19 protein-coding genes are annotated in these 23,025 nt (G+C 46.0%); 14 read left to right on the forward strand and 5 right to left on the reverse strand.

The window, feature by feature from the left end; all coding sequences use genetic code 11:
* Positions 1–48 precede the first annotated feature (48 nt).
* Complete coding sequence (gene acsA, locus ACR1R9_RS05870) at positions 49–1,773, forward strand: acetate--CoA ligase (RefSeq protein WP_099858262.1); 1,725 nt, start codon at positions 49–51, stop codon at positions 1,771–1,773.
* A 172-nt stretch (positions 1,774–1,945) separates the two neighbouring features.
* Here the strand turns inward: acsA and ACR1R9_RS05875 are convergent, their stop codons facing one another.
* Positions 1,946–5,065, reverse strand: a complete 3,120-nt coding sequence (locus ACR1R9_RS05875; RefSeq protein WP_433921524.1) for a transglycosylase domain-containing protein — start codon at positions 5,063–5,065, stop codon at positions 1,946–1,948.
* Between the two features lie 357 nt (positions 5,066–5,422).
* Positions 5,423–6,022, reverse strand: a complete 600-nt coding sequence (gene rpsD, locus ACR1R9_RS05880; protein WP_076288214.1) for a 30S ribosomal protein S4 — start codon at positions 6,020–6,022, stop codon at positions 5,423–5,425.
* A 463-nt stretch (positions 6,023–6,485) separates the two neighbouring features.
* Here rpsD and ACR1R9_RS05885 point away from each other — a divergent pair, with 463 nt between their 5' ends.
* The 5 genes from ACR1R9_RS05885 to ACR1R9_RS05905 all read left to right on the forward strand — a co-directional run bounded on the left by ACR1R9_RS05885 (position 6,486) and on the right by ACR1R9_RS05905 (position 11,550).
* Entirely contained in the window at positions 6,486–8,465 is a 1,980-nt protein-coding gene (locus ACR1R9_RS05885) for a diguanylate cyclase (RefSeq protein ID WP_433921523.1), read from the forward strand.
* A gap of 131 nt (positions 8,466–8,596) precedes the next feature.
* The gene (locus ACR1R9_RS05890) at positions 8,597–9,463 is read left to right on the forward strand and encodes a hypothetical protein (protein ID WP_433921522.1); all 867 of its coding nucleotides are present in this window, start codon (positions 8,597–8,599) and stop codon (positions 9,461–9,463) included.
* A 110-nt stretch (positions 9,464–9,573) separates the two neighbouring features.
* The gene (locus ACR1R9_RS05895) at positions 9,574–10,689 is read left to right on the forward strand and encodes an aminopeptidase (protein ID WP_175383119.1); all 1,116 of its coding nucleotides are present in this window, start codon (positions 9,574–9,576) and stop codon (positions 10,687–10,689) included.
* Positions 10,690–10,785: 96 nt separating this feature from the next.
* On the forward strand, positions 10,786–11,031 hold the full coding sequence (locus ACR1R9_RS05900; protein ID WP_433921521.1) for an HPr family phosphocarrier protein: 246 nt from the start codon (positions 10,786–10,788) through the stop codon (positions 11,029–11,031).
* 225 nt (positions 11,032–11,256) lie between these two features.
* A complete protein-coding gene (locus ACR1R9_RS05905; RefSeq protein WP_024631139.1) occupies positions 11,257–11,550 on the forward strand; it encodes a YlaN family protein in 294 nt (97 codons plus the stop codon).
* A gap of 193 nt (positions 11,551–11,743) precedes the next feature.
* Here the strand turns inward: ACR1R9_RS05905 and cax are convergent, their stop codons facing one another.
* Complete coding sequence (gene cax / locus ACR1R9_RS05910; protein WP_099858258.1) at positions 11,744–12,814, reverse strand: calcium/proton exchanger; 1,071 nt, start codon at positions 12,812–12,814, stop codon at positions 11,744–11,746.
* Between the two features lie 183 nt (positions 12,815–12,997).
* Here cax and ACR1R9_RS05915 point away from each other — a divergent pair, with 183 nt between their 5' ends.
* Entirely contained in the window at positions 12,998–13,360 is a 363-nt protein-coding gene (locus tag ACR1R9_RS05915) for an Asp23/Gls24 family envelope stress response protein (RefSeq protein WP_024631137.1), read from the forward strand.
* A 158-nt stretch (positions 13,361–13,518) separates the two neighbouring features.
* On the opposite strand, the gene ftsW is transcribed toward ACR1R9_RS05915, so the two are convergent.
* Positions 13,519–14,805 (reverse strand): putative lipid II flippase FtsW, encoded by a 1,287-nt coding sequence (ftsW, locus tag ACR1R9_RS05920; RefSeq protein WP_175383118.1) that lies wholly within the window; start codon positions 14,803–14,805, stop codon positions 13,519–13,521.
* A gap of 13 nt (positions 14,806–14,818) precedes the next feature.
* Complete coding sequence (locus tag ACR1R9_RS05925) at positions 14,819–15,166, reverse strand: YugN family protein (RefSeq protein WP_053784292.1); 348 nt, start codon at positions 15,164–15,166, stop codon at positions 14,819–14,821.
* Positions 15,167–15,378: 212 nt separating this feature from the next.
* Here ACR1R9_RS05925 and ACR1R9_RS05930 point away from each other — a divergent pair, with 212 nt between their 5' ends.
* From ACR1R9_RS05930 to ACR1R9_RS05960, 7 genes are all read left to right on the forward strand, one after another.
* Entirely contained in the window at positions 15,379–16,548 is a 1,170-nt protein-coding gene (locus tag ACR1R9_RS05930; protein WP_076288219.1) for a M20 family metallopeptidase, read from the forward strand.
* Between the two features lie 199 nt (positions 16,549–16,747).
* Positions 16,748–18,424: a DNA repair helicase XPB gene (locus ACR1R9_RS05935; protein WP_433921520.1), complete on the forward strand. Its 1,677-nt coding sequence runs from the start codon at positions 16,748–16,750 to the stop codon at positions 18,422–18,424.
* Between the two features lie 49 nt (positions 18,425–18,473).
* Entirely contained in the window at positions 18,474–20,384 is a 1,911-nt protein-coding gene (locus tag ACR1R9_RS05940) for a helicase-associated domain-containing protein (protein WP_433956423.1), read from the forward strand.
* Between the two features lie 141 nt (positions 20,385–20,525).
* The gene (locus tag ACR1R9_RS05945; RefSeq protein WP_076288222.1) at positions 20,526–20,963 is read left to right on the forward strand and encodes a YlbF family regulator; all 438 of its coding nucleotides are present in this window, start codon (positions 20,526–20,528) and stop codon (positions 20,961–20,963) included.
* A 79-nt stretch (positions 20,964–21,042) separates the two neighbouring features.
* Positions 21,043–21,306, forward strand: a complete 264-nt coding sequence (locus ACR1R9_RS05950; RefSeq protein WP_063565591.1) for a YlbG family protein — start codon at positions 21,043–21,045, stop codon at positions 21,304–21,306.
* A 216-nt stretch (positions 21,307–21,522) separates the two neighbouring features.
* Complete coding sequence (locus tag ACR1R9_RS05955; protein ID WP_063565592.1) at positions 21,523–21,960, forward strand: hypothetical protein; 438 nt, start codon at positions 21,523–21,525, stop codon at positions 21,958–21,960.
* Between the two features lie 131 nt (positions 21,961–22,091).
* Positions 22,092–23,009 carry a selenium metabolism-associated LysR family transcriptional regulator gene (locus tag ACR1R9_RS05960; protein WP_076288223.1) on the forward strand — a complete coding sequence of 306 codons (918 nt, stop codon included), beginning with the start codon at positions 22,092–22,094 and terminating at the stop codon, positions 23,007–23,009.
* Positions 23,010–23,025: the final 16 nt, after the last annotated feature.

Consider the following 23,025-nt stretch of genomic DNA (forward strand, 5'->3'; position numbering starts at 1 on the left):
TGACCCATATTGGGAATCGAAATGTCGAGTTGAAGGAGGCTGGCAAGCATGAGTCAAGCACATGGTGAGATGCTGCAAACGGTTGTGTCTGAATCTAATCTGGGCGATTACACGGAGGCCCGAAGCCGGTTTGATTGGGAATCGGTTGAAAAGCACTTTACGTGGCACGCCAGCGGGAAAGTCAACATGGCGCATGAAGCGATAGATCGTCATGTGCTGGAAGGAAGAGGCGGGAGAACGGCGCTATTATACAGTGATGCTTCGCGTGAAGAGGCATACACGTTTGCTGACTTGAGTGAGCAGTCGAGTCGCTTCGGTAACGTCCTGCGTAAATATGGCATTGCTAAAAGTGATCGGGTATTTATTTTTATGCCACGCAGTCCTGAGCTCTATTTTAGTCTGTTGGGCATATTGAAGGTTGGGGCTGTTGCAGGTCCGCTATTTGAAGCCTTTATGGAAACTGCGGTGAAAGACCGACTGGAGGATAGCGGAGCTGTAGCCCTGGTGACGACCCCTCAATTGCTGGGACGAATCAAACGTTCCGAGTTGCCGGAACTGAAGCATATCTTTGTTGTGGGTGGTGGTCCACAGACGGAAGAAGGACTCATCGACTTTGATGCAGAGATGTCGGCAGCTTCGGATGATATGGAAGTGGAGTGGCTGACTCGCGAAGACGGTCTGCTGATTCACTATACATCCGGCTCTACAGGTAAACCGAAAGGTGTATATCATGTGCAGAATGCGATGATTCAGCATTATTACACCGGCAAGGTTGTACTCGATTTGCGCGAGGATGACGTATACTGGTGCACAGCTGATCCGGGTTGGGTCACAGGTACATCCTACGGGATCTTTGCACCCTGGTTGAATGGGGTGACCAACGTTATTCGTGGAGGACGTTTCAGTCCGCAAGACTGGTACAGCACCATTGAGAAAAATAAAGTTAGCGTATGGTACAGTGCGCCGACGGCTTTCCGAATGTTGATGGGGGCGGGCGAAGAGACCATTGCCCAGCATGATCTGAGCAGTCTCCGTCACGTCATGTCTGTTGGCGAACCGCTTAATCCCGAGGTGGTCCGTTGGGGCTGGAAAGCCTATGGACAGCGAATTCATGATACATGGTGGATGACGGAGACGGGTGGACAGTTAATCTGTAACTACCCGGGCATGCCAATTAAACCAGGTTCCATGGGTCGTCCATTACCGGGGATTGAAGCCGCCATTATTGACGATCGAGGACAGGAACTGCCGCCATACAGTATGGGTAACCTGGCTATTCGTACTTCCTGGCCGTCCATGATGGCGAAGATCTGGAATAATCCGGCCAAATACGAGGAGTACTTCCGACTTTCTGGCTGGTATGTATCCGGTGATTCCGCTTATATGGACGAAGATGGCTACTTTTGGTTCCAGGGCCGGATTGATGATGTCATTAACTCTTCAGGCGAACGCATTGGCCCCTTTGAAGTGGAGAGCAAGCTCGTAGAGCACCCTGCGGTAGCAGAGGCGGGCGTTATCGGCAAACCGGATGTAACTCGCGGAGAGATCATTAAGGCCTTTGTGGCACTGCGTGAGGGGTATGAGCCGACACCGGAGCTGAAGGAAGAGATCTATCGATTTGTAAAAGAAGGCTTGTCTGCTCATGCCGCTCCGCGTGAGATTGAGTTCAAGGATAAACTGCCCAAGACCCGCTCCGGCAAGATTATGCGCCGTGTGTTGAAAGCTTGGGAGTTGGATCTGCCGACAGGCGATCTATCGACCATTGAAGACTAAAGTATAAACCAGCAGATGCTACGTGTCTGCTTGCCCCATGATTCCAATAAAAAGCCTGATCCGTGTCTCACTTACGGATCAGGCTTTTTTACTTTGGATTATGCACGAATAACAAAACCCCATCCTCATGATGCGAGAATGGGGTTAAGAGTGGAGCTATGGTAACTCTGTATTACGGTTGGAAATGCACGGCTCCGGACGGCTCGGATTCGCCTATGCTGTTGCTGGCGGATACCTTGAACCATCCACTGGTGGATGCAGGCACTCCGTAGTCCATGGAGGTACCTGAAGTTGTGCCAATTTTGGTGTAAGGGGCTGCCCCTGTTTCACTAAAATATACAGCATAACTTTGAACGCCATCCGATTCCGGATTGGAGGCCCACTGAATGCGCAGTCCTTGGGAGAGCGCTGACACGCTCACTTGGCCCGGTGTAGCCGGAGCCGTAGATGCGGTATTCTCATTCTGAGAGTCTTCCGGTGTAACGACTGTTCCCGGAACATTAATCGGTTCATTTATTTCTTCATCTGCAGGAGGTTCTACCATTCCCGCACTGCTAACTGCTGCGCTAGGAGCAGACTCACGACCCGCTACATCTACTGCTGTGACGTAGAACGCAAAGTTTCCACCCTGTGCATATGCGGTAAATGATCTGGACTCACCTGTCAGGACAACCTGCCCCTGATTCTGGAATCCGGCGCCATTTACTGAGCGATACAGGCGATAACCAACCACGTCACTTTCCGGTGTTGCATTAAACGTAATCACGGCGTTTCCATTGGCAACGGAAATTCTCACATTGCCTGGTGCATCCGGTGCTTTGCCGTTATCGGTTCTTGGATCGATCTGTGTCGGCATGTCTGCATCGGCATCTTCCGGCAGGTAATATGCAAGTGATTCGTGACGACTCATGCGTGAGAATGCACTTTGTAGTTCCTTGATGAGATCAGAGATCGGTTTCTTGCGCTTAACGACCGTTTTCTCTTTCGTCATATCTCCAGGTGTTCCATCACGCGGAATGTAGTTGACACCATTGTAAGTGATATATTTGGCTTTTGCGACGCCATCATCGCTGTCTTTCGGCACAAATTTGCTATTGAAAATATCAGTGACAAATCTGTCAGTCAGAGATGTTGGCAATTTGCCGCTATAAGCCGATACAGTTCGTGTCTCGATCCCGGATGGTTTCTTGAACGAATCTGTTACGAACATCTCTTTGTCTGTAGCGATGACTTGATTCATGATTTGCGTCCACAGCTGCTGTGCACGTTTCTTCTGTGATTTGGTCTCCAGCGTGTTTACCGGCTGTTTGTATCCAACCCATACACCCAACGTGACATCCGGTGTATAGCCTTCAAACCAAACATCGGCGTAGTTTTGAGTTGAACCCGTTTTGCCTACGATAGGCACACTCTTGGAGTACTTGTAATTTTCACGAACTTTATCGGCTGTACCTTCCGTAATAACGGTGCGAAGCATATCTGTCATCAGGTAAGCCGTCTGTTCTGAGAAAGCTTGAACAGGTTCTGCATCGTGTTTATATACGATATTTCCTTTTGAGTCTACAATTTTGCTAATCATATAGGAATCATTGTACACACCATTGTTGGCAATGGATCCATAGGCATTGGTGAGCTCTTCAACGGTAACACCGTACTGAAGTCCTCCAAGTACACCAGTCTGGGCTTGGTAGTCAATCGGCTGGATGGTGGTAATCCCAAGCTTCTTGGCGAAAGCCCATGATTTGTCGATACCAACATCTTCGTTGAACAGCTTCAGCGCCGGAACATTCAGCGAGTAGTTGAGTGCTCTACGGGCAGTCACAAGTCCCTGGTAGCGATTGTTGGCATTTTTCGGAATATGGAATCCAGTCTGGCCGTCCTTCAGAATTATCGGTGAATCATCAATAATGGAAGCTGGTTGAACAAGCCCTTCATCCAGTGCAGGCAGATAAGCAGCAATAGGTTTCATAGTTGAACCTGGCTGACGCACCATCTGGGTTGCATAGTTCATCTGTTCATCCTGGAAATCACGGCCTTCAATCATGCCGAGAATGGCGCCTGTTTTGTGATTGATCAACATGGCAGCAGTCTGTTCTTTTCCCTTCACGGGATCGTCAGCAGCGAAATTACTGTCATCTTCGGCAATAGTACGCATCGTTTTGTAGATACTCTTGTTGATCGTCGTGTAGATACGATATCCACCTGTACGCAATTGCTGCTGAGCTTCTTCCAGCAGGACACTGCTTTCTTTTTGCGGTGTATCTGTATCCGTATCCTTGGCTGTATCCGCTTTGGCATCCGTGCCTTCAGCTTTATCCGAATTGAGTTGCATTAGAATCTGTGCAGCTTGACGCTCTGTTTCCATCATAAGGTATGGATAAGTATTGTAAGCTTTGATGGTTTTGGGTGCGAGTGAACTCTTGATGTCAAAAGCAAGAGCTTCGTCATACTCGGATTGATTAATTTTGCCCAGTTCCAGCATACGGCGCAAGACCAGATGCTGACGATTGATTGCACGCTCAAAATTGTCCTCAACAAAGTCGCCTTTTCCATTAAAGGCAGAATAAGAGGAGGGGAGCTGAGGCAATCCTGCCAGATAAGCAGCCTGAGCTGTGTTTAATGTGCTCAAATCATTAATATTGAACAGTCCTTTGGCAGCTGCCTTGACTCCATATACATTATATCCACTGGAGCCGTTACCAAAAGGAACCTTGTTCAGATACGCTGTCATAATTTCGTCTTTGGTCAGGAAACGTTCGAGTCGGAGCGAAAGTAATATTTCTTTCACTTTCCGGTCCTCGGTTCGATCCAGATTGAGGAATACACGCCGGGCCAATTGCTGAGTCAGTGTGCTACCGCCAGTTTGAACAGATTCTTTTAACACTTTCTGTTTCACGGCACGGAGCGTTCCGCTCATGTCTACACCTTTATGTTCGTAAAAATGATTGTCTTCAATCGAAATGACTGCATCAATAACGTTCTGCGGAATCTGGTCAAAGGTGACCGGACGCCTGTCTTCTTCTGTTCGTAATTGACCGATCGGGCTGCCGTCGGCAAAGTAAGCAAAGCCTGTGATGGAGTTTTCGCTGACTTTTTGTTCAATCAGCGCCCTTGAACGGACGGGTTCGTCTTTCACAATGGAACTGACGTATCCCATCAGAGCACCGCCTACAAATAGTACCCCCATGAATCCCAGGACAACCATCCATTTGACGAAACTACCCAGTCTGCGGGCGAAGCTGCGCTTGCGGGCAGGCTGTTCATCGGGCTTTTTCTTATTAACATCAACCATTCAGTGTCTTCCTCCTTTTAACAGCACTTATTATAGCATAAAAAGGCTGGTTTGCATGCCTGAGAAATACAAGCAATGGTCGAAAATTGCCATTCTTTCTTGGTTTATGATATATATCATGCGGAATTGAATTACATATCATGAGAAGTCATGGAGAATTTCAGTAAAACGTGGAAGTCTTGAGAATCGAGTTTGGATGAAAATAGACTATTTATAGGAAGGAGGCCATTCCATACATTTGATACAGGGGGCATGAACTCCATTTTTTTGTTCTTTGTTTCTCTTAAAATAAAAAAAACAGCTGCCGAGAAAATCTCGGACAGCTGTTTGGTGTGAAGCTTAATGAAATTACAACGATTAACGGTTGTAGAACTCGACGATTTGTTTTTCGTCGATGTCTTGGGACAATTCCGAACGCTCAGGCAAACGAATAAATTTACCTTCCAGAGCAGTATCGTTGAATTCTACGTATGCCGGAAGATGCGAACGGTTTTCCAAAGCTTCCTTAACGGAAGAAAGACCGCGGCTTCTTTCACGCAGGCTGATAACGTCGCCAGTGCTTACTTGGTAAGAAGCGATGTCAACTTTTTTGCCGTTTACAGTTACGTGACCGTGGGATACCAACTGACGCGAACCAGCGCGGGAGTTAGCGAATCCAAGGCGATATACGAGGTTATCAAGGCGGCTCTCAAGCAAGAACATGAAGTTTTCACCTGCGATACCTTGCATTTTTTGCGCTTTAGCAAAGAGAGTGCGGAATTGCTTCTCGCCCAAACCGTACATGTGACGCAGTTTTTGTTTTTCTTGCAATTGCATACCGTAGTTGCTCATTTTTCTCCGTTGGTTAGCTCCGTGCTGACCTGGAGGGAAAGGACGTTTCAATTCTTTGCCTGTTCCGCTCAGGGAAATGCCGAGGCGACGGCTCAATTTAAATTTAGGACCAGTGTAACGTGCCATGTTTAAAGTAGCTCCTTTTTAGTTAAAGTTCATATAGGGCTCTGTTTGCGCTCCAAATTGTTGATGCGGGCTAAGCCACGCATAAGACGATCAGAAAAGTTCAGCCGCTGTCCTGAAAGCAACAAAAAGAATGAGGGTGACACAACCGGTAATGCCCAAATTTAAAGACCCATTAGTAGTCTTCATCAACAATTTATTTTACAGTTTACTAGAACCAAAGTCAAGCGTGTGATAAAAGCAAAAAAACGTCTAAATTTGTCGATAGGTCCTTAGGCCCAAAATAATGGGACAATTTTCTGAAATATGGATGCAAAAATGCTTTAAAGAGAGTAAAATAGATTGTATCTTAACTTTAAATGATCTTGTACATTAAGGTTATCGCATAGGATTTGCAGGTTTGCGATAACGTCTGCAGATTAATGCATCCGAGTGGATGCAAAAACGGTGCAAAGGAGCGCCTGACATGTTAGAACATCTAAGAAGTAAACCAGCCAGCTTGGATTCGCGAAGTTCGGGCGATTCCGCATCTTCTGCCGCTCCTCACGAAGCGCATGTATTCTGGATGCAAAAAATGGACATCACACCTTTTGATTTTTCATATTTGGGAACCCTGCTGCAGCAAGCATACACCGACTGGCACGCCCAACGGAGGTCGCACTCAGACAGATCATCGATAATATACAACGTATGGAATACAGAAGGGATCTGTATGGGGCAAGGCAATGATGGGGCTCCATTGCTCGATGTACATTCGACTGTGATGCAATGCCTTGAAACGGGACAGGCCCAGTCGTTACGTGGAACCACTGAAAATGGAGAGTACCATCTAATGGCTGAACCTTTATTCTCCAGGACAAATAAGGATATGTTTGCTGTCTTCACTGCTGTAACCTACGAGCAACATCGAGATGAAACGTCTGAAGCCGTTGTTCGATCGGAGGCATTGCATTATCGTACCTGCTTTTACCGAAGATTTGAATACATATTTATGACGGATCTATTACATGCTCATGAACAAACGGCACGTGAAGAACACCGAAGGTCGATTCTCTTCCAAATCGTTCAACGGATGCATGACAAAATGGATGTGGACGCGATATTGGATGAAGTCTTCGACAGCATTGACTACTTATATCCAACAACTCGTATGACATTGTATATGTCTCAGGATCAGAGCAGCCTAAACCCACGTATCAAACCGTTGCTTGTACATGAACGGGGAGAAGACATCTGTGTACAATCGTTCATGGAGGGCAAGCTCATAGTTGTTCGATCGGATGAAGGTGAACATCGCATTCTGGAGGTTGGCCTTCCTCTAAAAGGTAAACAAGGGATCTATGGTGTATTTCATATTGAGATGAATGAGGAGTTAATGGAAGATTCCGATCTCCAACTCATTACGATGATGGCGGATACAGCAGGAACTGCCTTTGAAAATGCCAAACTGCACGAGCAATCGAATATGTTGATCCAGGAACTTCGTCTAATCAACGATCTGACACAACGTTTGAACAAAAGCCTACAGCTGATGGAGATCTATCAATTCTCCGAGCAGGAGTTAAAGGACATCTTTCAGGCTGAATCATGTTGTATTCTTCAACTGAATGACAGTACGGATCACTTTGAAGTGATGTCTTCCAATGTGAATGAGTTAGGTCGCAAATCGTTTCCAATGGATTATGGAATCGCAGGGTTACTGTATCAAACCGAAGAACCGCTCATTCTATCCAATTATGCGAAATACGATAGAGTGTCATCGGTCTTCATGGATCTTACTGGTTCTATGTCATTGATTGCTTCACCCCTTCGGGTGAATGGTGAAGTGAAGGGTGCCATTTTGCTGGGACATCCAAAAAAGCAGTATTTTTCGTATGACAATTACCGTCTGCTGCAGATGTTGTCCATTCATATTGGACTTGCTCTCTCCAATGCAACGCTTCACGCCGAGGTACGACGTTTGGCTAACCTGGATATGCTGACAGGACTGTATGTGAGGCATTATCTGGATAGTGTGATCCATGAACGTCAGGCTCATGAATTCTGTGGTTCACTCATTGTCGTGGATATTGACCAGTTTAAACAGGTGAATGATACGTTTGGGCACCAAACAGGTGATCAGGTATTAAAACAGGTGAGTGACATTGTGACGAGTTCCGTCCGGCCTGAGGATATCTGTGCCAGATGGGGTGGAGAAGAACTGGCTATTTATATGCCTCAGATTGGTGCTCGTCAGGCACTGGAATATGCAGAAATCATTCGTACCAGAGTCGCTGAGGAGACAAGGCCTTCCGTGACCGTATCCAGCGGTATTGCCGAATGGAACTGGATGGATGAGAAGGTTAGTGTGGAATCGTTATTTTACCGGGCTGATATGGCCTTGTATGATGCGAAGCATGGTGGTCGAAATCGGATCGTCATGGAAGAACAGGAAGTTACACGTTAAGAGAGGACTATTCCGATTGCGGAGTCGTCCTCTCTTTATTTTTTGATGAGGCGATGCCAAAGGAAGGAAGTATAAGCAAATAAGGGAGGGGCAGGCTATGGAGAAAGTTTGATGGAAAGGTGGAATAGAACATGTTGAACCGTCGGTATATACGTGGGCTATTGTTGATTCTGAGCATTGTTGTGTTGTGTGCTCCTGGTTGTGGATTGTTAGAGCGAGATCGAACCCCCGAGGAATTATTTTCACTGGCTTTATCCGGAATTGCAGGCAAAGAAAAGTTGAGTTTTGACGGGGAAGCGGGATTACGACGCGAAAGCAGCGGGCTGTTCGAAAATCAGTTTAAATTTGAAGGCAAGCTGGAGAATCATGATCGTTTGACCTTGCAAACGAGGCTGCCTGGAGCTGTGACTGCTGCCGGAGCGGGAGTAAAAGGAGTAAATGCCGCTGCTGTTAACAATAACGGGCAACCGAGCGGATTCAGTGCATCATTTGAACGGAAACAAGGACAATGGATGGCTTTAACTGCCCAACATGAGCCCCTGCGTGGTTCGTTGTCCCGTTTTAATCCTATCGCTCAAATGGAAAGTATCGATCGTATGGAAAAAACGATAAAGTCCGAGTACGGTTCAGGCCGTCGAACAAAAATACTGCGAATTGAACTCGCGCCAAAAGATGCCAAAACTTGGGCACTCGCGCAGCTTAACGACGAGATGAATGCGATTCGGGCGGAGTATATGCACAAGGCTACTACGGTTAAGGAAGGTAGTCAGGAGAAACTGGAGAAGGATTTGAACAAAGTGTGGGAGCAAGGGGAAACATCAATGCAAGAGATGATGAAACAGGCCGAGGTACAGACGGTGTATCACCTAACCGTAGATCGGAAAACTAGCTTGCCCTTGCGACTTTCCTCGGAAAGCCAGGTGAGCTATAAGGACCTGAACAGCAAAAGGAATAAAGAAGCTCTTGTCACAGATGTAAACTTCAGGGCCTATGAATAGATAAGTTGTGGGGCAGCCTGCTGACGGGATCGTTGCAGCGTGCTACAATAGTATCGTAATTTACCGTTGTTCAATTCAGGGGATGGCGGATGACAGGAGGAGTTTACACGATGAAGGACCCAAGAATTCAGAAGCTCGCAGCCAATCTGGTGGGCTACTCTGTAGATGTACAGCCCGGCGAGAATGTGCTGGTTGAGATGATTGGCACAGAACGGGATCTGATTAATGCAATTATTGAAGAAGTAGGCAAAAAAGGCGGTAACGTCTTTGTACAGCTGACTGACAAAACAGTACAGCGTGCCATGCTCAAAAATGCGACAGAAGAAATGATGAAAACCTGGGCAGAGATCGATCTGAACCGGATGAAGCAAATGGATTGTTACATTGGGATCCGTGCAGGGGAGAATGTGAATGATCTGTCCGATGTACCGGAAGAGAAAATGAAAATGTACAATTCACTTTATTCCCATCCGGTACATAGCGAGCAACGGGTAAAACATACAAAATGGGTTGTGCTTCGTTACCCGAATGCAAGTATGGCACAGCTGGCGAATACAAGCACAGAAGCGTTTGAAGATTTCTACTTCGACGTATGTAACCTGGATTACGCTAAAATGGACAAAGCACAGGATTCATTGGCTAATCTGATGAAACGTACGGACAAAGTGCGCATCACTGGACCGGGAACAGACCTGAGCTTCTCCATTAAAGATATCGGTGCAGAGAAATGTTCTGGCCAAAAAAATATTCCGGATGGCGAAGTGTACAGTGCCCCTGTACGTAATTCCGTGAACGGAACGATTAGTTATAACGCGCCAACGTTGTATAACGGCATTACTTTTGAAAATATTAAATTCACGTTTAAAGACGGTAAAATTGTTGAAGCAACAAGCAACGATACAGACCGCATCAATGAAATTCTGAATTCAGATGAGGGCGCTCGTCATATCGGAGAATTCGCAATTGGATTTAATCCACATATCCTGCACCCAATGAAGGACATTCTGTTTGATGAAAAAATTGCAGGCAGCTTGCACTTTACGCCAGGCCAGGCATATGAAGAAACAGATAACGGAAACCGTTCCTCCATTCACTGGGATCTGGTGTTGATCCAGCGTCCAGACTACGGTGGTGGCGAAATTTATTTTGATGATGTATTGATCCGTAAAGACGGGATTTTCGTTATTCCTGAGCTGGAATGCCTCAATCCGGATCGTCTGAAGTAGGAACAGTATTTTGCTGTTGCTAGGAAAGCGGATTCACGGTATCATGTAGTGGTAATTAATAGATGATACCAAAAGTGAAAAGACGGAGGGATTCCTATGTCGAGTAATAACGCAGCGGTAGTGGAAATTGCTCAAACAGCGAGCAAGTTTACTTCTTCAATCGTGCTTCATTCAGAGAACAAGTATATCGATGTAAAAAGTATTCTCGGACTGTTTACAACGCTGATCAGCACGCACAGCTATGAACTGCATGTTCATGGCCCGGATGCAGCTGAAGCCAAAGTAGCTATGTCAGAAGTATTTGCCAAACATGGACTGAACGTAAGTATCGCATCCGAGTAATGGCACTAAGAAGCATCTCTGCCTATTATGGCAGAGATGCTTTTTTTGCATGAGATAATTCAGGTGTAGGGCAAGACCTCCGTAAAATAGGGGGATTAGGCAGGAATAAAGCTCTTCAAGATCTATGGTTATTTTGGTCAGGTTCTTGTATTAGCTCCTGATTTCGTCTAATATTAGAGGTAGAACGTCTTTACGCGATTTTTGGGACATAGGGGGGAAAAATGCATGACTTCATCTGATCTGCAGGACCAGTTGCACTTGAAAGCGATCAGTCTTCTTCAAGAAGATGCAGATAAAATACAGAAGCTTATTGAAGTACAGATGGAGAATCTGGCTACCCGCTACTGCCCTCTCTATGAGGAAGTATTGGATACACAGATGTATGGGTTCTCCAAGGAAGTCGATTTTGCTGTTCGTGCAGGGCTTCTTCCAGAAGGTGCTGGTAAGCAGCTGGTAAGCGCGCTTGAGCGGAATCTGGCGATTCTATATGAAGCTTTGAACAAGAAGAATGAGCAATAGCCTGCAATAGCGTGGGTCAGAATAGAAGGCATGCAGGTGTTTGCATGCTTTTTTTGTGCGCCTGGATCGGAACAGCTCGTCTGATGTGGTTCAGGCAGAGGCAGAAAGAAAAAAGCAGTCTGGAAATGCCATTTCCAGGCTGCCTTTTACGCGCTAATTTTTTTGACTATCAATTAGGATGATCGGAGTACTGTTATACCAAGAAGAACGATACACCCAAAATAACATACACAACCATTAGGAGCAGACCTTCGTACCAGTTGGTTGAACCGTCCTGGGTGATGGACTTGGCGATAAATACGGCTACGCCTATGGCGACCAGCTCAATCGTTGTAAATACAATGTCCATCGTTCTGCCAGTGAAGAAACTGACAAAAACAAGTACAGGAGCAACGAAGAGTGCGATTTGCAAACTGCTGCCAACTGCGATCTCCACGGCGGCACCGATTTTGTTTTTCATGGCAAGCATGATGGCTGCACTATGCTCTGCAGCGTTACCGATAATGGCTACGAGGAACGCACCGACGAACAGTTCGCTGAGTCCGAATTGTTCAGTAAACACCTCAAGGGTACCAACGAGCCATTCACTGACGAAGGCAACCATGACGGTCGCAAGAACGAGATAGAGAATTGATTTTTTCTTGGACCACTCGGGTGCATGTTCATGCGGCAATTCTTCATCTTCATCCACTGTGACATCTGCGAGATAGTTCTTGTGTGTAACCATGGAGAATACCAACCACGCTATGTAGGCAAGGATCAGCAAACCTGCGACAATGAGACTGAGTGTGTTCGTATCCTTCTGTGTGATGGAATGGGTATTCAGGAAGACGGCTGGGATAAACAGGGCAATGATGGCTACAATCATCAGGGAGCCGTTTAAACCGGCAAGCGATACGTTATAATTCTGAATTTTGAACTTGAGTCCTCCGGCAAAGATACTTAGACCTAGCACCAGCAGCAGGTTACCGATAATGGAGCCTGTCAAACTGGCCTTAACCATGTCGAACAATCCTTCTTTGACGAGGAAAATGGCGATGATCAATTCGGCGGCATTGCCGAATGTAGCATTCAAAAAACCGCCTAACCGCTGTCCAGCATAATGGGCTACATTTTCGGTGGCTTTGCCTAAAAAACCGGCCACAAAAATAACCGAAATGGCTGAAATGACGAATTGCAGAATCGAATCCCATTTCAAGTAGTGGGCGACGGCGCTGAGTGCAAAGGTGGCAATCAGCAAAATGGATGAAATTCGGTTTCTCACAACAAACACCTCGGTAACGTATTATTTTGTTTTAAACGATATGACTAAACACTTATGAGATTATTTTCATATTTCAATATAACCAAATCGTGGTAGGTTGTAAACGCATCTTTTTGAGTTTAATTTGCTTTTTGGGGTGGAAAGGATTTAAAATACGAGTAACGAAGTGAAGGAGGATGTGGCATGGCAGAACAACTTCAACTAGAGGGCGGAAACATCCGGATTGCCGATGACGTAGTGGCGAAAATTGCCGGAATGGCTGCGATGGAGACACCCGGAATTGCCGCAATGTCTGGAGGATTGTCAGAGGGCTGGGCCAAGCGCCTGAGCGGTAAAAACGTACAGAAAGGCGTAGGCGTGGAAGTCGGCCAGCTGGAAGCAGCCATTGATCTGCGCATCATCGTCCTGTACGAGACACCGATTCATGAAGTTTCCCGCATGCTCCAGCAGAATGTAAGAGAAGCGGTAGAGACCATGACCGGGTTACGTGTTGTTGAAGTCAATGTAAAGGTAGAAGGCGTATCTTTCAGAGGCGACGATCTGTAAACTTGAGCAATCCGTGATGCAAGAACAGCGGTATGTTGACCTGGTTCTTCATCTAGATAGACAACAGCAAAAAGACTTGGCATCGAATTCGATGCCAAGTCTTTTTTTGTTTCCAATTCATTTTGTTTCAATACCATTCGTATCACGTTTGCTTCGCATTACCGAATTCGACGAATAGATTCACGTGAACGAAGTGCGGGAGAGGTACGGGATGTCTGAACCGTCACCGACTTCGTTTTCTCTTCCTTGATGACGTCCAAATTATTGGTACGCGAAATGCTAAGCAGAATTCCCATGGCCACCATCATCACAAATAGTGAGGTGCCGCCATAACTGATGAACGGAAGGGTAACCCCTGTCACCGGAATGGTCTGGGTCACACCCCCAATGTTGATAAAAGCCTGGATTGCAATTAATCCCATAATACCAATCCCAACCAGCGTCCCAAATGGATCGGGACAGCGAAGGGAGACGATAATGCCTCGCCAGATGAAGTATAGGTAGACCAACAGAAACAGGGCAGTTCCAACAAAGCCAAGCTCTTCCCCAATGACGGAGAAAATAAAGTCATTATAAGCATTTGGCAAATAATGCAGCTTCATCGTACCTTGTCCGATCCCGGAGCCGGTGATGCCTCCATCTCCAATTGCAACAAGGGAGCGATAGAGGTTAAGGCTTCCACCTGTCGTATCGGATAATGGATCAAGGAACGCTTGTATCCGCCCAATTTTGTAGTTCTGTGTAGCTTCCGTAGCTGTAGTGCTATTGGCAGTATCTGAAGAAGACATGGAAGAAAACAGGGCATTCGCTCCAAGTGCTAATGCCGCTCCCAGCACAACCAGCAGGATGGAACCCATAATGTGTTTCATACTTGCTCCACCAGCATAGATGACCAGACCGCAAGTAGCCACAAGAATGAAGCATGTACCAAAGTCCGGTTGTAGCATAATCAGTCCTGCAATGAACCCGACAATCACCAGCACGGGAATATATCCTGTCCTTAGATCCCTGAACCGTTCACCTTTTTTGGTAATCAGTGCAGCGAGGTACAGAATAATAGCGATTTTGGCAAACTCGGCGGGTTGAATACTGAAGCCAAAAATGTGAATCCAGCTTCGTGCGCCGTTCAGCACCTTTCCTGATACCAGAACTATCAGGAGCAATACCGTCGTGAACAAGAAAAATGGTGCATAAAGTTTTTTGTATTTGTTAAATCGGATATTCATGGCAAAAAACATGCCCACTAAACCGATAACCGCCCACATAAGTTGTTTTTTCGTGAAGAACAGGGCATCATTGTTAAAACTTTTATTTGCAATTGCAATGCTGGAACTGGAGCTGAACACCATCACCAGTCCGAAGCCCACCAACAATAAAGTGAGGATTAGCAGTTGGAAATCCGGCGTGCCTCTCTTCGTTTTCGTTTGGGCCGTTTGTTGTTTCATGGTTCGGCCCAGCCTAAGCTTCCAGCAGTTCTTTAAGCTGCTGTAATTTTTGGGCCGCCAGCTTCACGACTGGCTGCGGTACGGTAGAGTCATAATCCAGACCATGTGGAAAGGTTGCTTTTCCAAGATAAACAGCTTCAACTGCGAGAACCGTATCCGGTTTTTCGAGTTTGCCGTCTATCGCACGGGTATTAATACGTACAAAGTATTCCGATTTGGTTTGTTCATCTTCAATTTTGTAGTCATATGTAGCACGATAATATTCCCATTGCCACCGGACAAATCCGACTTTCTCGGCGCTCTCATCCAGGTATGCCAAGTCGCTCTTCAAGCCATCCAAGCCTGTATTCTCAAAAATCATAAGCGTCTGATCCTCCTCATAAGCTTCCGAGAGTATAAATCTCGTTCTTTTCTCTATTTTATGATAGTATGTTTCCCCTTCCCGTGCAAGCTTTCAAGCGGTCATTCGTATCGGTTTTCTTCCAATTCTGCTACAATATACAGCAATAGGTTTCAAGAGGAAGGTTCGGGCTTGATGAAAGTCCCGTATAGAGAGCGAAAGGATGGAGAGACATGACAAATAATATATGGTGGAATGACCTGCAAATCCACATGGTAGAATGGCGTCGTCATCTTCATCGGAATCCTGAGGTTTCCTTTCATGAGGAGAAGACATCCTCTTTTGTAGCGGGTATGCTGGAGAGCTTTGGCGTTGAAGTGAAACGGCACGTTGGCGGACACGGGGTTATAGGTAGTCTTCGTGGGGACGAGCCAGGGCCTGTCGTAATGCTTCGTGCAGATATGGACGCACTTCCAATCCAGGACGAGAAGGACGTTGAATATGCATCACAACAAGCAGGAGCCATGCATGCCTGTGGTCATGATGGTCACATATCCATTTTGCTAGGCACGGCATTGTACTTCAGCCGTCATAAACATGAGATCAAGGGTGAGATTCGCTTTTTGTTCCAACCTGCAGAAGAATTGCTTCCAGGTGGGGCTCTCAAGGTCATTGCAGACGGAGGACTGGAAGGGGTAGATGTCATCTATGGTATTCATCTATGGACCCCGCTTCCTGTAGGCGTGGCAGCAAGTACTCCGGGGCCGATGATGGCAGCGGCAGATGACTTTTATATTGAGATCAAAGGAAAAGGTGGACATGGCGGCATGCCGCAATCCACAGTGGACAGCCTCGTGGCAGGTTCCGCCCTAGTAATGCAATTGCAGACGGTTGTCAGTCGCTCAGTAGATCCTTTGCGTCCCGCAGTATTGACAATTGGCACGATGCAGGCAGGGTCAGCACAGAATATCATCGCCGAGTTATGCAAAATGACGGGTACGGTGAGAACCTTTGATGAAGAGACACGCAGTATGATGAAGGAACGTGTGCATACGATCGTGGCTCAGACCGGAGAGATCTATGGTGCTGAGACGAAGTTGAATTATATTATGGGATATCCTCCAGTCGTGAATGATGAGCAGGAAACGGCGCGTTTCTTCAAGGAAGCGGTAGATGTATTTGGTGCAGACCAGGTACAGAAGTCACCGATGTTGATGCCAGCTGAAGATTTCGCTTATTACCTGCAACAGATTCCTGGCTGCTTTATGTTTGTCGGAGCAGGCAACCCGGAGAAGAATGCCATCTATCCGCATCACCATCCAAAGTTTGACTTTGATGAGGATGCCATGCAAAATGCTGTAAAACTATTTATAGCAATGGCTAAAGGATATACAGCCGAATGATTTGATTATAGTTGGGCATCCTATTCATACCAAGGTATGGGCAGGGTGCTTTTTTTGTTAGGTCTTTATAAAGCTTAAATTAAGGTCGAACTGTTGTATTATACAGGTTCAATTTCGGAAGAAACCGAAACTGGACTTTTTGTGATGCCTGTTATTCAGAAAAACATATAGATCATTTTTAAATTAGGGAGGAAGCGGAATGGAGAAAACGGGCGCCTGTATTGTGCAGCGTGATTTTACAGTATTGCTTGAAGTGGGTCATCCCGGATTTGATCAGGCCAGAGCTCAATTAGGGATGTATGCGGAACTGGTGAAGACACCTGCGGCTTTTCATACATATCGTATTACTGCATTATCACTGTGGAATGCGGCTGCACTCGGATGGAGTGCTGATCAAGTGATAGCAAGTCTGGAATCAGTGTCTCGTTGGAATGTTCCTGCGGCCCTGATTCAAGATATTCAGAGAATTATCTATCAATATGGGAAGCTGCAATTGAAGCCAGAGGCAGTTCATGGGAGAATGCGTCTCGTGAGCGAAGACGAACGATTGCTGGATGAATTAAGCAGTATGAAAACCATCTCGGCTTTTCGGATGGAGCGTGTCGATCCCCATGAGCTTTTGCTTGGCGGTGAGCAACGCGGATTGCTGAAACGGGAGTTGACCCGCTTGGGTTATCCAGTGCTGGATTATGCGGGATATCGAGAAGGAACAAGTCTTCCGTTTGAATGGAAAGCGAATACTCAAAGTGACAGTTCGGACAGCTTCCAGTTGCGACCGTACCAACGAGATGCTGTGGATGCTTTTGAAGGTAGCGAAGGCATGGGAGGAAGTGGCCTGCTTGTTCTCCCTTGCGGTGCAGGCAAAACAGTTATTGGGATGGCGGTATTGGAACGTTTGCAATGTGAATGCCTTATCTTGACCTCGAACACCACATCCGTACGGCAATGGATTCAGGAATTGCAGGACAAAACAACGATAACAAGTGAACAAATTGGTGAGTATTCCGGTCAGAAAAAACAGGTTAAACCTGTGACTGTGGCTACTTATCAAATTCTTACACATCGAAAATCGAAAGATGCTGATTTTACTCATATCAAATTGCTCAGTGAACGTCAGTGGGGGCTCATCATCTATGATGAGGTCCATCTGCTGCCAGCACCTGTATTTCGGGCTACTGCAGATATTCAGGCTACGAGAAGACTGGGATTGACAGCAACATTGGTGCGTGAGGATGGCTGTGAACAGGATGTATTTTCACTAATTGGTCCAAAATTATATGACATGCCATGGAAAGAATTGGAGCAGCAAGGATGGATAGCTAATGTACAGTGCCAGGAGATACGCATCCCGTTTACTCCGGAACTACGATCAAACTATTTAGAAGCAGAGGTGAAGCATCAATTTCGCCTTGCAGCCGAAAATCCGGCCAAATTAGCTGTGATCAGACGGATATTGGACCATCATGAGGGGATGCCAGCGCTTGTCATCGGGCAGTATTTGGATCAGCTCGAGAGCATTGCCCGGGAAATTGAAGCGCCGCTTATATCGGGTACAATGTCCCAACAAGAACGAGTGAGATGGTTTGCAGCGTTCCGACGTGGAGAGATCAAAACAATTGTAGTATCCAAGGTTGCCAATTTTGCCGTAGATCTGCCGGATGCTGCTGTTGCACTTGAAATATCCGGAAGTTTCGGTTCAAGGCAGGAAGAAGCCCAGCGATTGGGTCGGATCTTAAGGCCGAAGTCCGGAGAAAATAAAGCTTATTTCTATGCCTTGGTATCCGAGGACAGTAAGGAACAGGAGTTTGCATTACGTCGTCAGATGTTCCTGGTCGAACAAGGATATGAGTACAAAATCATTCATGAATTGCAATGAAAAAGTGTGTACACCTTTACTTAAAATAATGGGAAAGGCATGATAAGCAATGCATACACAAGGTAATCTGGATGTAAAATCATTAAAAGAGCTTTCATGCGTTGAAAGAACGGTACTCGGTGTGATTTTCTGCAAATTTGCCGGACAACCCTTTTCCAACATGTTGACATCAGCAGAGTGGGCTATGGATGGTCTTAGCAGAGCTGAAGCAGTAACCGCGTTTATAGCGCTTCGGCATAAAGGCTGGATCAAAGCTGTGCGCAAGTCTTGGGGAGAACGCCTGTATTACATACCAGAATCACTACTTTCTTTGTTAACTATTGCCTATGTGGCACGGGTCGAACAGTTCGTTCAGCAGAAAGTGCATGTATTACAGGATGAAATGACACAAGCTAAGTCCATATCCATTAGTGAAGTCCAACACGTGAAGATTATTCGAGAGGCTAAGCCAGATATTGCTGCAGAGCTTCTGCATGTATTGGCTTGGATGGTAAGAGAAGGTCAAGCCCAAGGAGGACTTCCATTAACAAGTAAGGGAACGATCCACAAGAAAATAGTGCAGCGATTAAGCCGAATGACAGTTCTGGGCCCTGAAGACTTTGCCGAACTAGGTATTTGCTACGATCATGAAGATGTGTACCCGGTCCATGTGGCCCTTGTGATTGATTTGCTGCTCAGTCTGGGTTTGATTGAACAGACGCATAATCGGATGACTGTGTCACCTGACCGTCTTTCTCACTGGTTAACGATGCCGTGGTCTTCAATGCACCGAGAAATTTATAGCGTATGCATGGACCGATATGGTATAGCGGAGCCTAAACTTCAGCATTTTCGTCAGCAATTGCTAATGTTTGCTTCACGGGGAAATGAATGGTTGAGTATTCCAGCAGGAACTTTAGACCACGATGGGCAGGAAGATGTAATTGAAAGCAGAGAGAGTGGAGGTTTTTCAAGATTAAACTTCTTAAAACATATCCGGGGGTGGCTCAATGTTCTGGCAGGTTTAGGATATGGGGAGGTGGGTGAGTCAGCAGCAAGAGAGCTTTTTTTTCGCTGGCAGATTGATCCTGAAATCTTACTGAACTTGGCGAATGATGAAGCGGAACATGCCGAAAAGAATACCATTTTTGTGCAGCCTGACTTTGAAATTATGGTCCCGCCAGATGTAACCCCCAAGGTCCGCTGGAATCTGGACATTGGTGCAGAACTTATGAGTCGTGATCGAATGTCCATATATCGGATTACGAAGGAACGAATCGTTGTAGCATCCGAGATCGGTCTTACAGCGGATGTAATGATAAACTTCCTTAAACGCTATGCTGGCTCGGGAGTACCTGAGCATGTGGAGCTAGCAATCCAGCAGTGGGGACAGGAGGCAGAGAGACTTCACATGGATGCTGGACAGAACGTTAATCAGGATGAAGCAACGGATGAAGTCAAGAAAAAGGATACATGGATATATGAATCGAGAAGTGAATTACTTGAGAAGTTGAACCGCACAAAGTTGGAAGTCATTGCAGATGAATCCATTGTCGGAGCAGATGAGTTCAAAGACGAACTTAAGGTACCGAAGGAACTCTTTTATATTCGTGGAAGAGTTGGGCTCATTCAAGACGACTCCAAACTTCACACGTATGAACAGGATCATTCCATCACGGAACAATCGGGTCTTTATCCCGGATACGGAGAGATTCCGGAGATGTGGCATAACGAGTGGCGAGGGTATCATGTGTCTACGGCTCGTCAGATTGCTGCAAAAGCCATTGAATGGCAGACAAAACTGGGTCTGAAGCTGGACAGCAGTATCATTTATGTTATCCCCGATCAGATTCAGGGTCATGAAGATTGGACTCTAACGGGCTGGTACATATCTGATGGTGGAACAGATCCCGCAGAACGCCGTACTTTTTCGCCTAACGAATGGAACCAGATTCGCCTTATTATTCCGAACCATGCATAAACTTGATCGACTTTGCCAAAGCAGATCGCCTGTTCCCTTTATTTCTATTTGCAGGAAAAACTCTTCTTAACTTTTCGGGGATATGATATGATGAAGTAGTCTACGTTAAGTAGAACTTTATATATAGATAGGATGAATTTCATGAGCGTAGCGGAAATGAACACGGTCGATATGGCCCAAGTGTTAACGGGCGCATATGAACTGGGCGACATGATTAACCAATCAGCCGAAGTATCGGATTATTTATATTGGAAGCAGCAAGTGGAGACGAACCCTGAAATTCAGGCGGGAATACGCAAGCTGGACGCCAAAAAGGAACTATTCGAAGAAACCCAGCGTTTTGGGCATTTTCACCCGGACTATCACGCCGCAAAAGATCAGGTTCAGGCTTTAGAGCTTGAATTGGAACATTTCGAGGCGGTAGCCCGCTTCAAACAGGCGGAGAAGGCATTGGACGATATGTTGTTCCAGATGTCGGAGACGATTGCATTCGCCGTGTCAACGACCATTAAGGTACCGAGCAATGATCCGAATCCGAAGGGCGGCTGCGGTAGCGGAGGCAAGTGTGGTTGTAGCTAAGATTTGATCAGAAAAAAATTCATGACAGACCGGACCTTTCCAAGGCTCCGGTCTCCATTATAGAAAGGCGGGGAAAATGATGTTTGCGGAAAGGACAGGATTCATTATTTGGGTCAGTGATTTGAAAGCGGCTCGTAATCTCGAAAAATATGGTACCGTTCATTACATCTCCCGCCGTATGCATTATGTCGTCATGTATGTTAATGCAGAGCGGGCTGAAGATACGATGAAAAATGTGAACAGACTTTCCTATGTGCGCAAGGTCGAACGTTCCTACCGGAATGAGATCAAAACAGAGTATGCTAGCAAAACGATGGACAAAACGAGTTTTTACGGGATATAACAAAATGGTTTGGAAATGTACAGTGAACTTGTTGCCACTGTACATTTCCAAACGATTAACCAGAGGGGCCCTTCGGGGCCGCTCTTTTATTGAATTATGCATAAACTGGATTTTGTGAAAAATACTGAAGTTACGCCTTGAGATTGCGGGACTTATGTTGTAATATATTGGGTAAACAAATAGATAGAAAGTCCTATCTGGTGGAGAGTGATTCCCATGCGTGATAAGGTGATGCAACGTTGGAGCACGTACGAGCCTTTTTTCGTGGCTCTTGGAGACAAAAAAGTGGCCGACATCGTCATTACCAATCATGCCAAGATGCGGTATGCAGACCGTATTGAGCCGGCACGTAATGATGATGACCATATTGCGGCATGGTTATGGGAGTGTCTGAAGCAGGACCGTATTACACCATACTACCGTAATGAGCAGGATGTTTACCTGATTGACGAAGATCTGGTCGTGGTTGCTGAATTTTCTGAACTTGAAGGGGAATATGATATCGCTGGCAATCCGCTTCATAAGATGATTGTTGTTACGTTTCTGGGAAAAATGTCCGAGACAATTGAACTGCGGGATTTAAAATCGTATTATTCTTGGCTAAGACATTCAAGACGAATGACTCTTGTCAAGAACAGTCGTAAGCATAAGTAAGTTTGGAATAATCCATATTTTCGAATTGATAGATTCAGGTTACATCGCATGCAGACAAGCTGCATGCTTTTTTTGTTGGAAATCATGAAATCGGCTACAATGGGGTAAGCGTACAGAAGAGGGGCGAAGATATGAATTTTCATCAATTGCATATTTTTTATACCGTAGCAGAGAAGGGAAGTTTTTCAGCGGCTGCGCAAGCACTACATATGACACAACCTGCGGTGACGATGCAGATTCAATCGCTTGAGGATTATTTTGGGACCAAGCTGCTGCATCGTTCTACCAAGAAAATAGAATTATCCGAGGCGGGTCGGACATTACTGCCTCACGCCAAACGCAGTGTAGAGTTGGTCAGACAAACAGATGAAGCGATGTCTGCGTTTACACAGATGCTCCAAGGCAGATTGCAGCTCGGGGCAAGTTTGACGATTGGTGAGTATGTGTTGCCACGAATGCTGGGCCCTTTTGCTCGCCAATACCCGGATATTTCGATCGTTATGAAAGTGATGAATACTACGCAAATTATGGACGATATCCTAAAACATCAGCTTAACTTTGGACTGATTGAAGCGCCAGTTCACCACCCGGATATGATTGTAGAGCCGGTCATGCAGGATGAATTGAAGCTGGTTGTCCCGGCAGGACATGCACTGGCAGATCGTGGTGAAGTAGAGCTGGAAGATGTGCTGAGCTACGCATTTGTACTGCGGGAGAAAGGCTCAGGCACCCGTCAGGTGATGGAAGATCAGTTGCAGAAGAGAAATATAGATCCGCAGGACATGAATGTGGTGATGGAACTTGGCAGTACAGGTGCTGTGAAATCCGCCGTGGAAGCGGGTGTGGGTATCACGATGTTATCCCCGTCGTCGGTTCAGCATGAACTAGCTCTTGGACTGGTTCATATCGTGGATATTCGTGGGCTTGAGTTCAAACGACAATTCTATGCTATACATCTGAAATCTTCATTACTTCCCTTATCGGCAGTAGCTTTCCTGAATTATTTACGTCAGCATGAGCAGACAACATCAGAAGGACGAGCGGAATAAGAGGATTATATAATGT

The organism is Paenibacillus taichungensis, from assembly GCF_050994985.1.
Taxonomy (GTDB): Bacteria; Bacillota; Bacilli; order Paenibacillales; family Paenibacillaceae; genus Paenibacillus; species Paenibacillus taichungensis.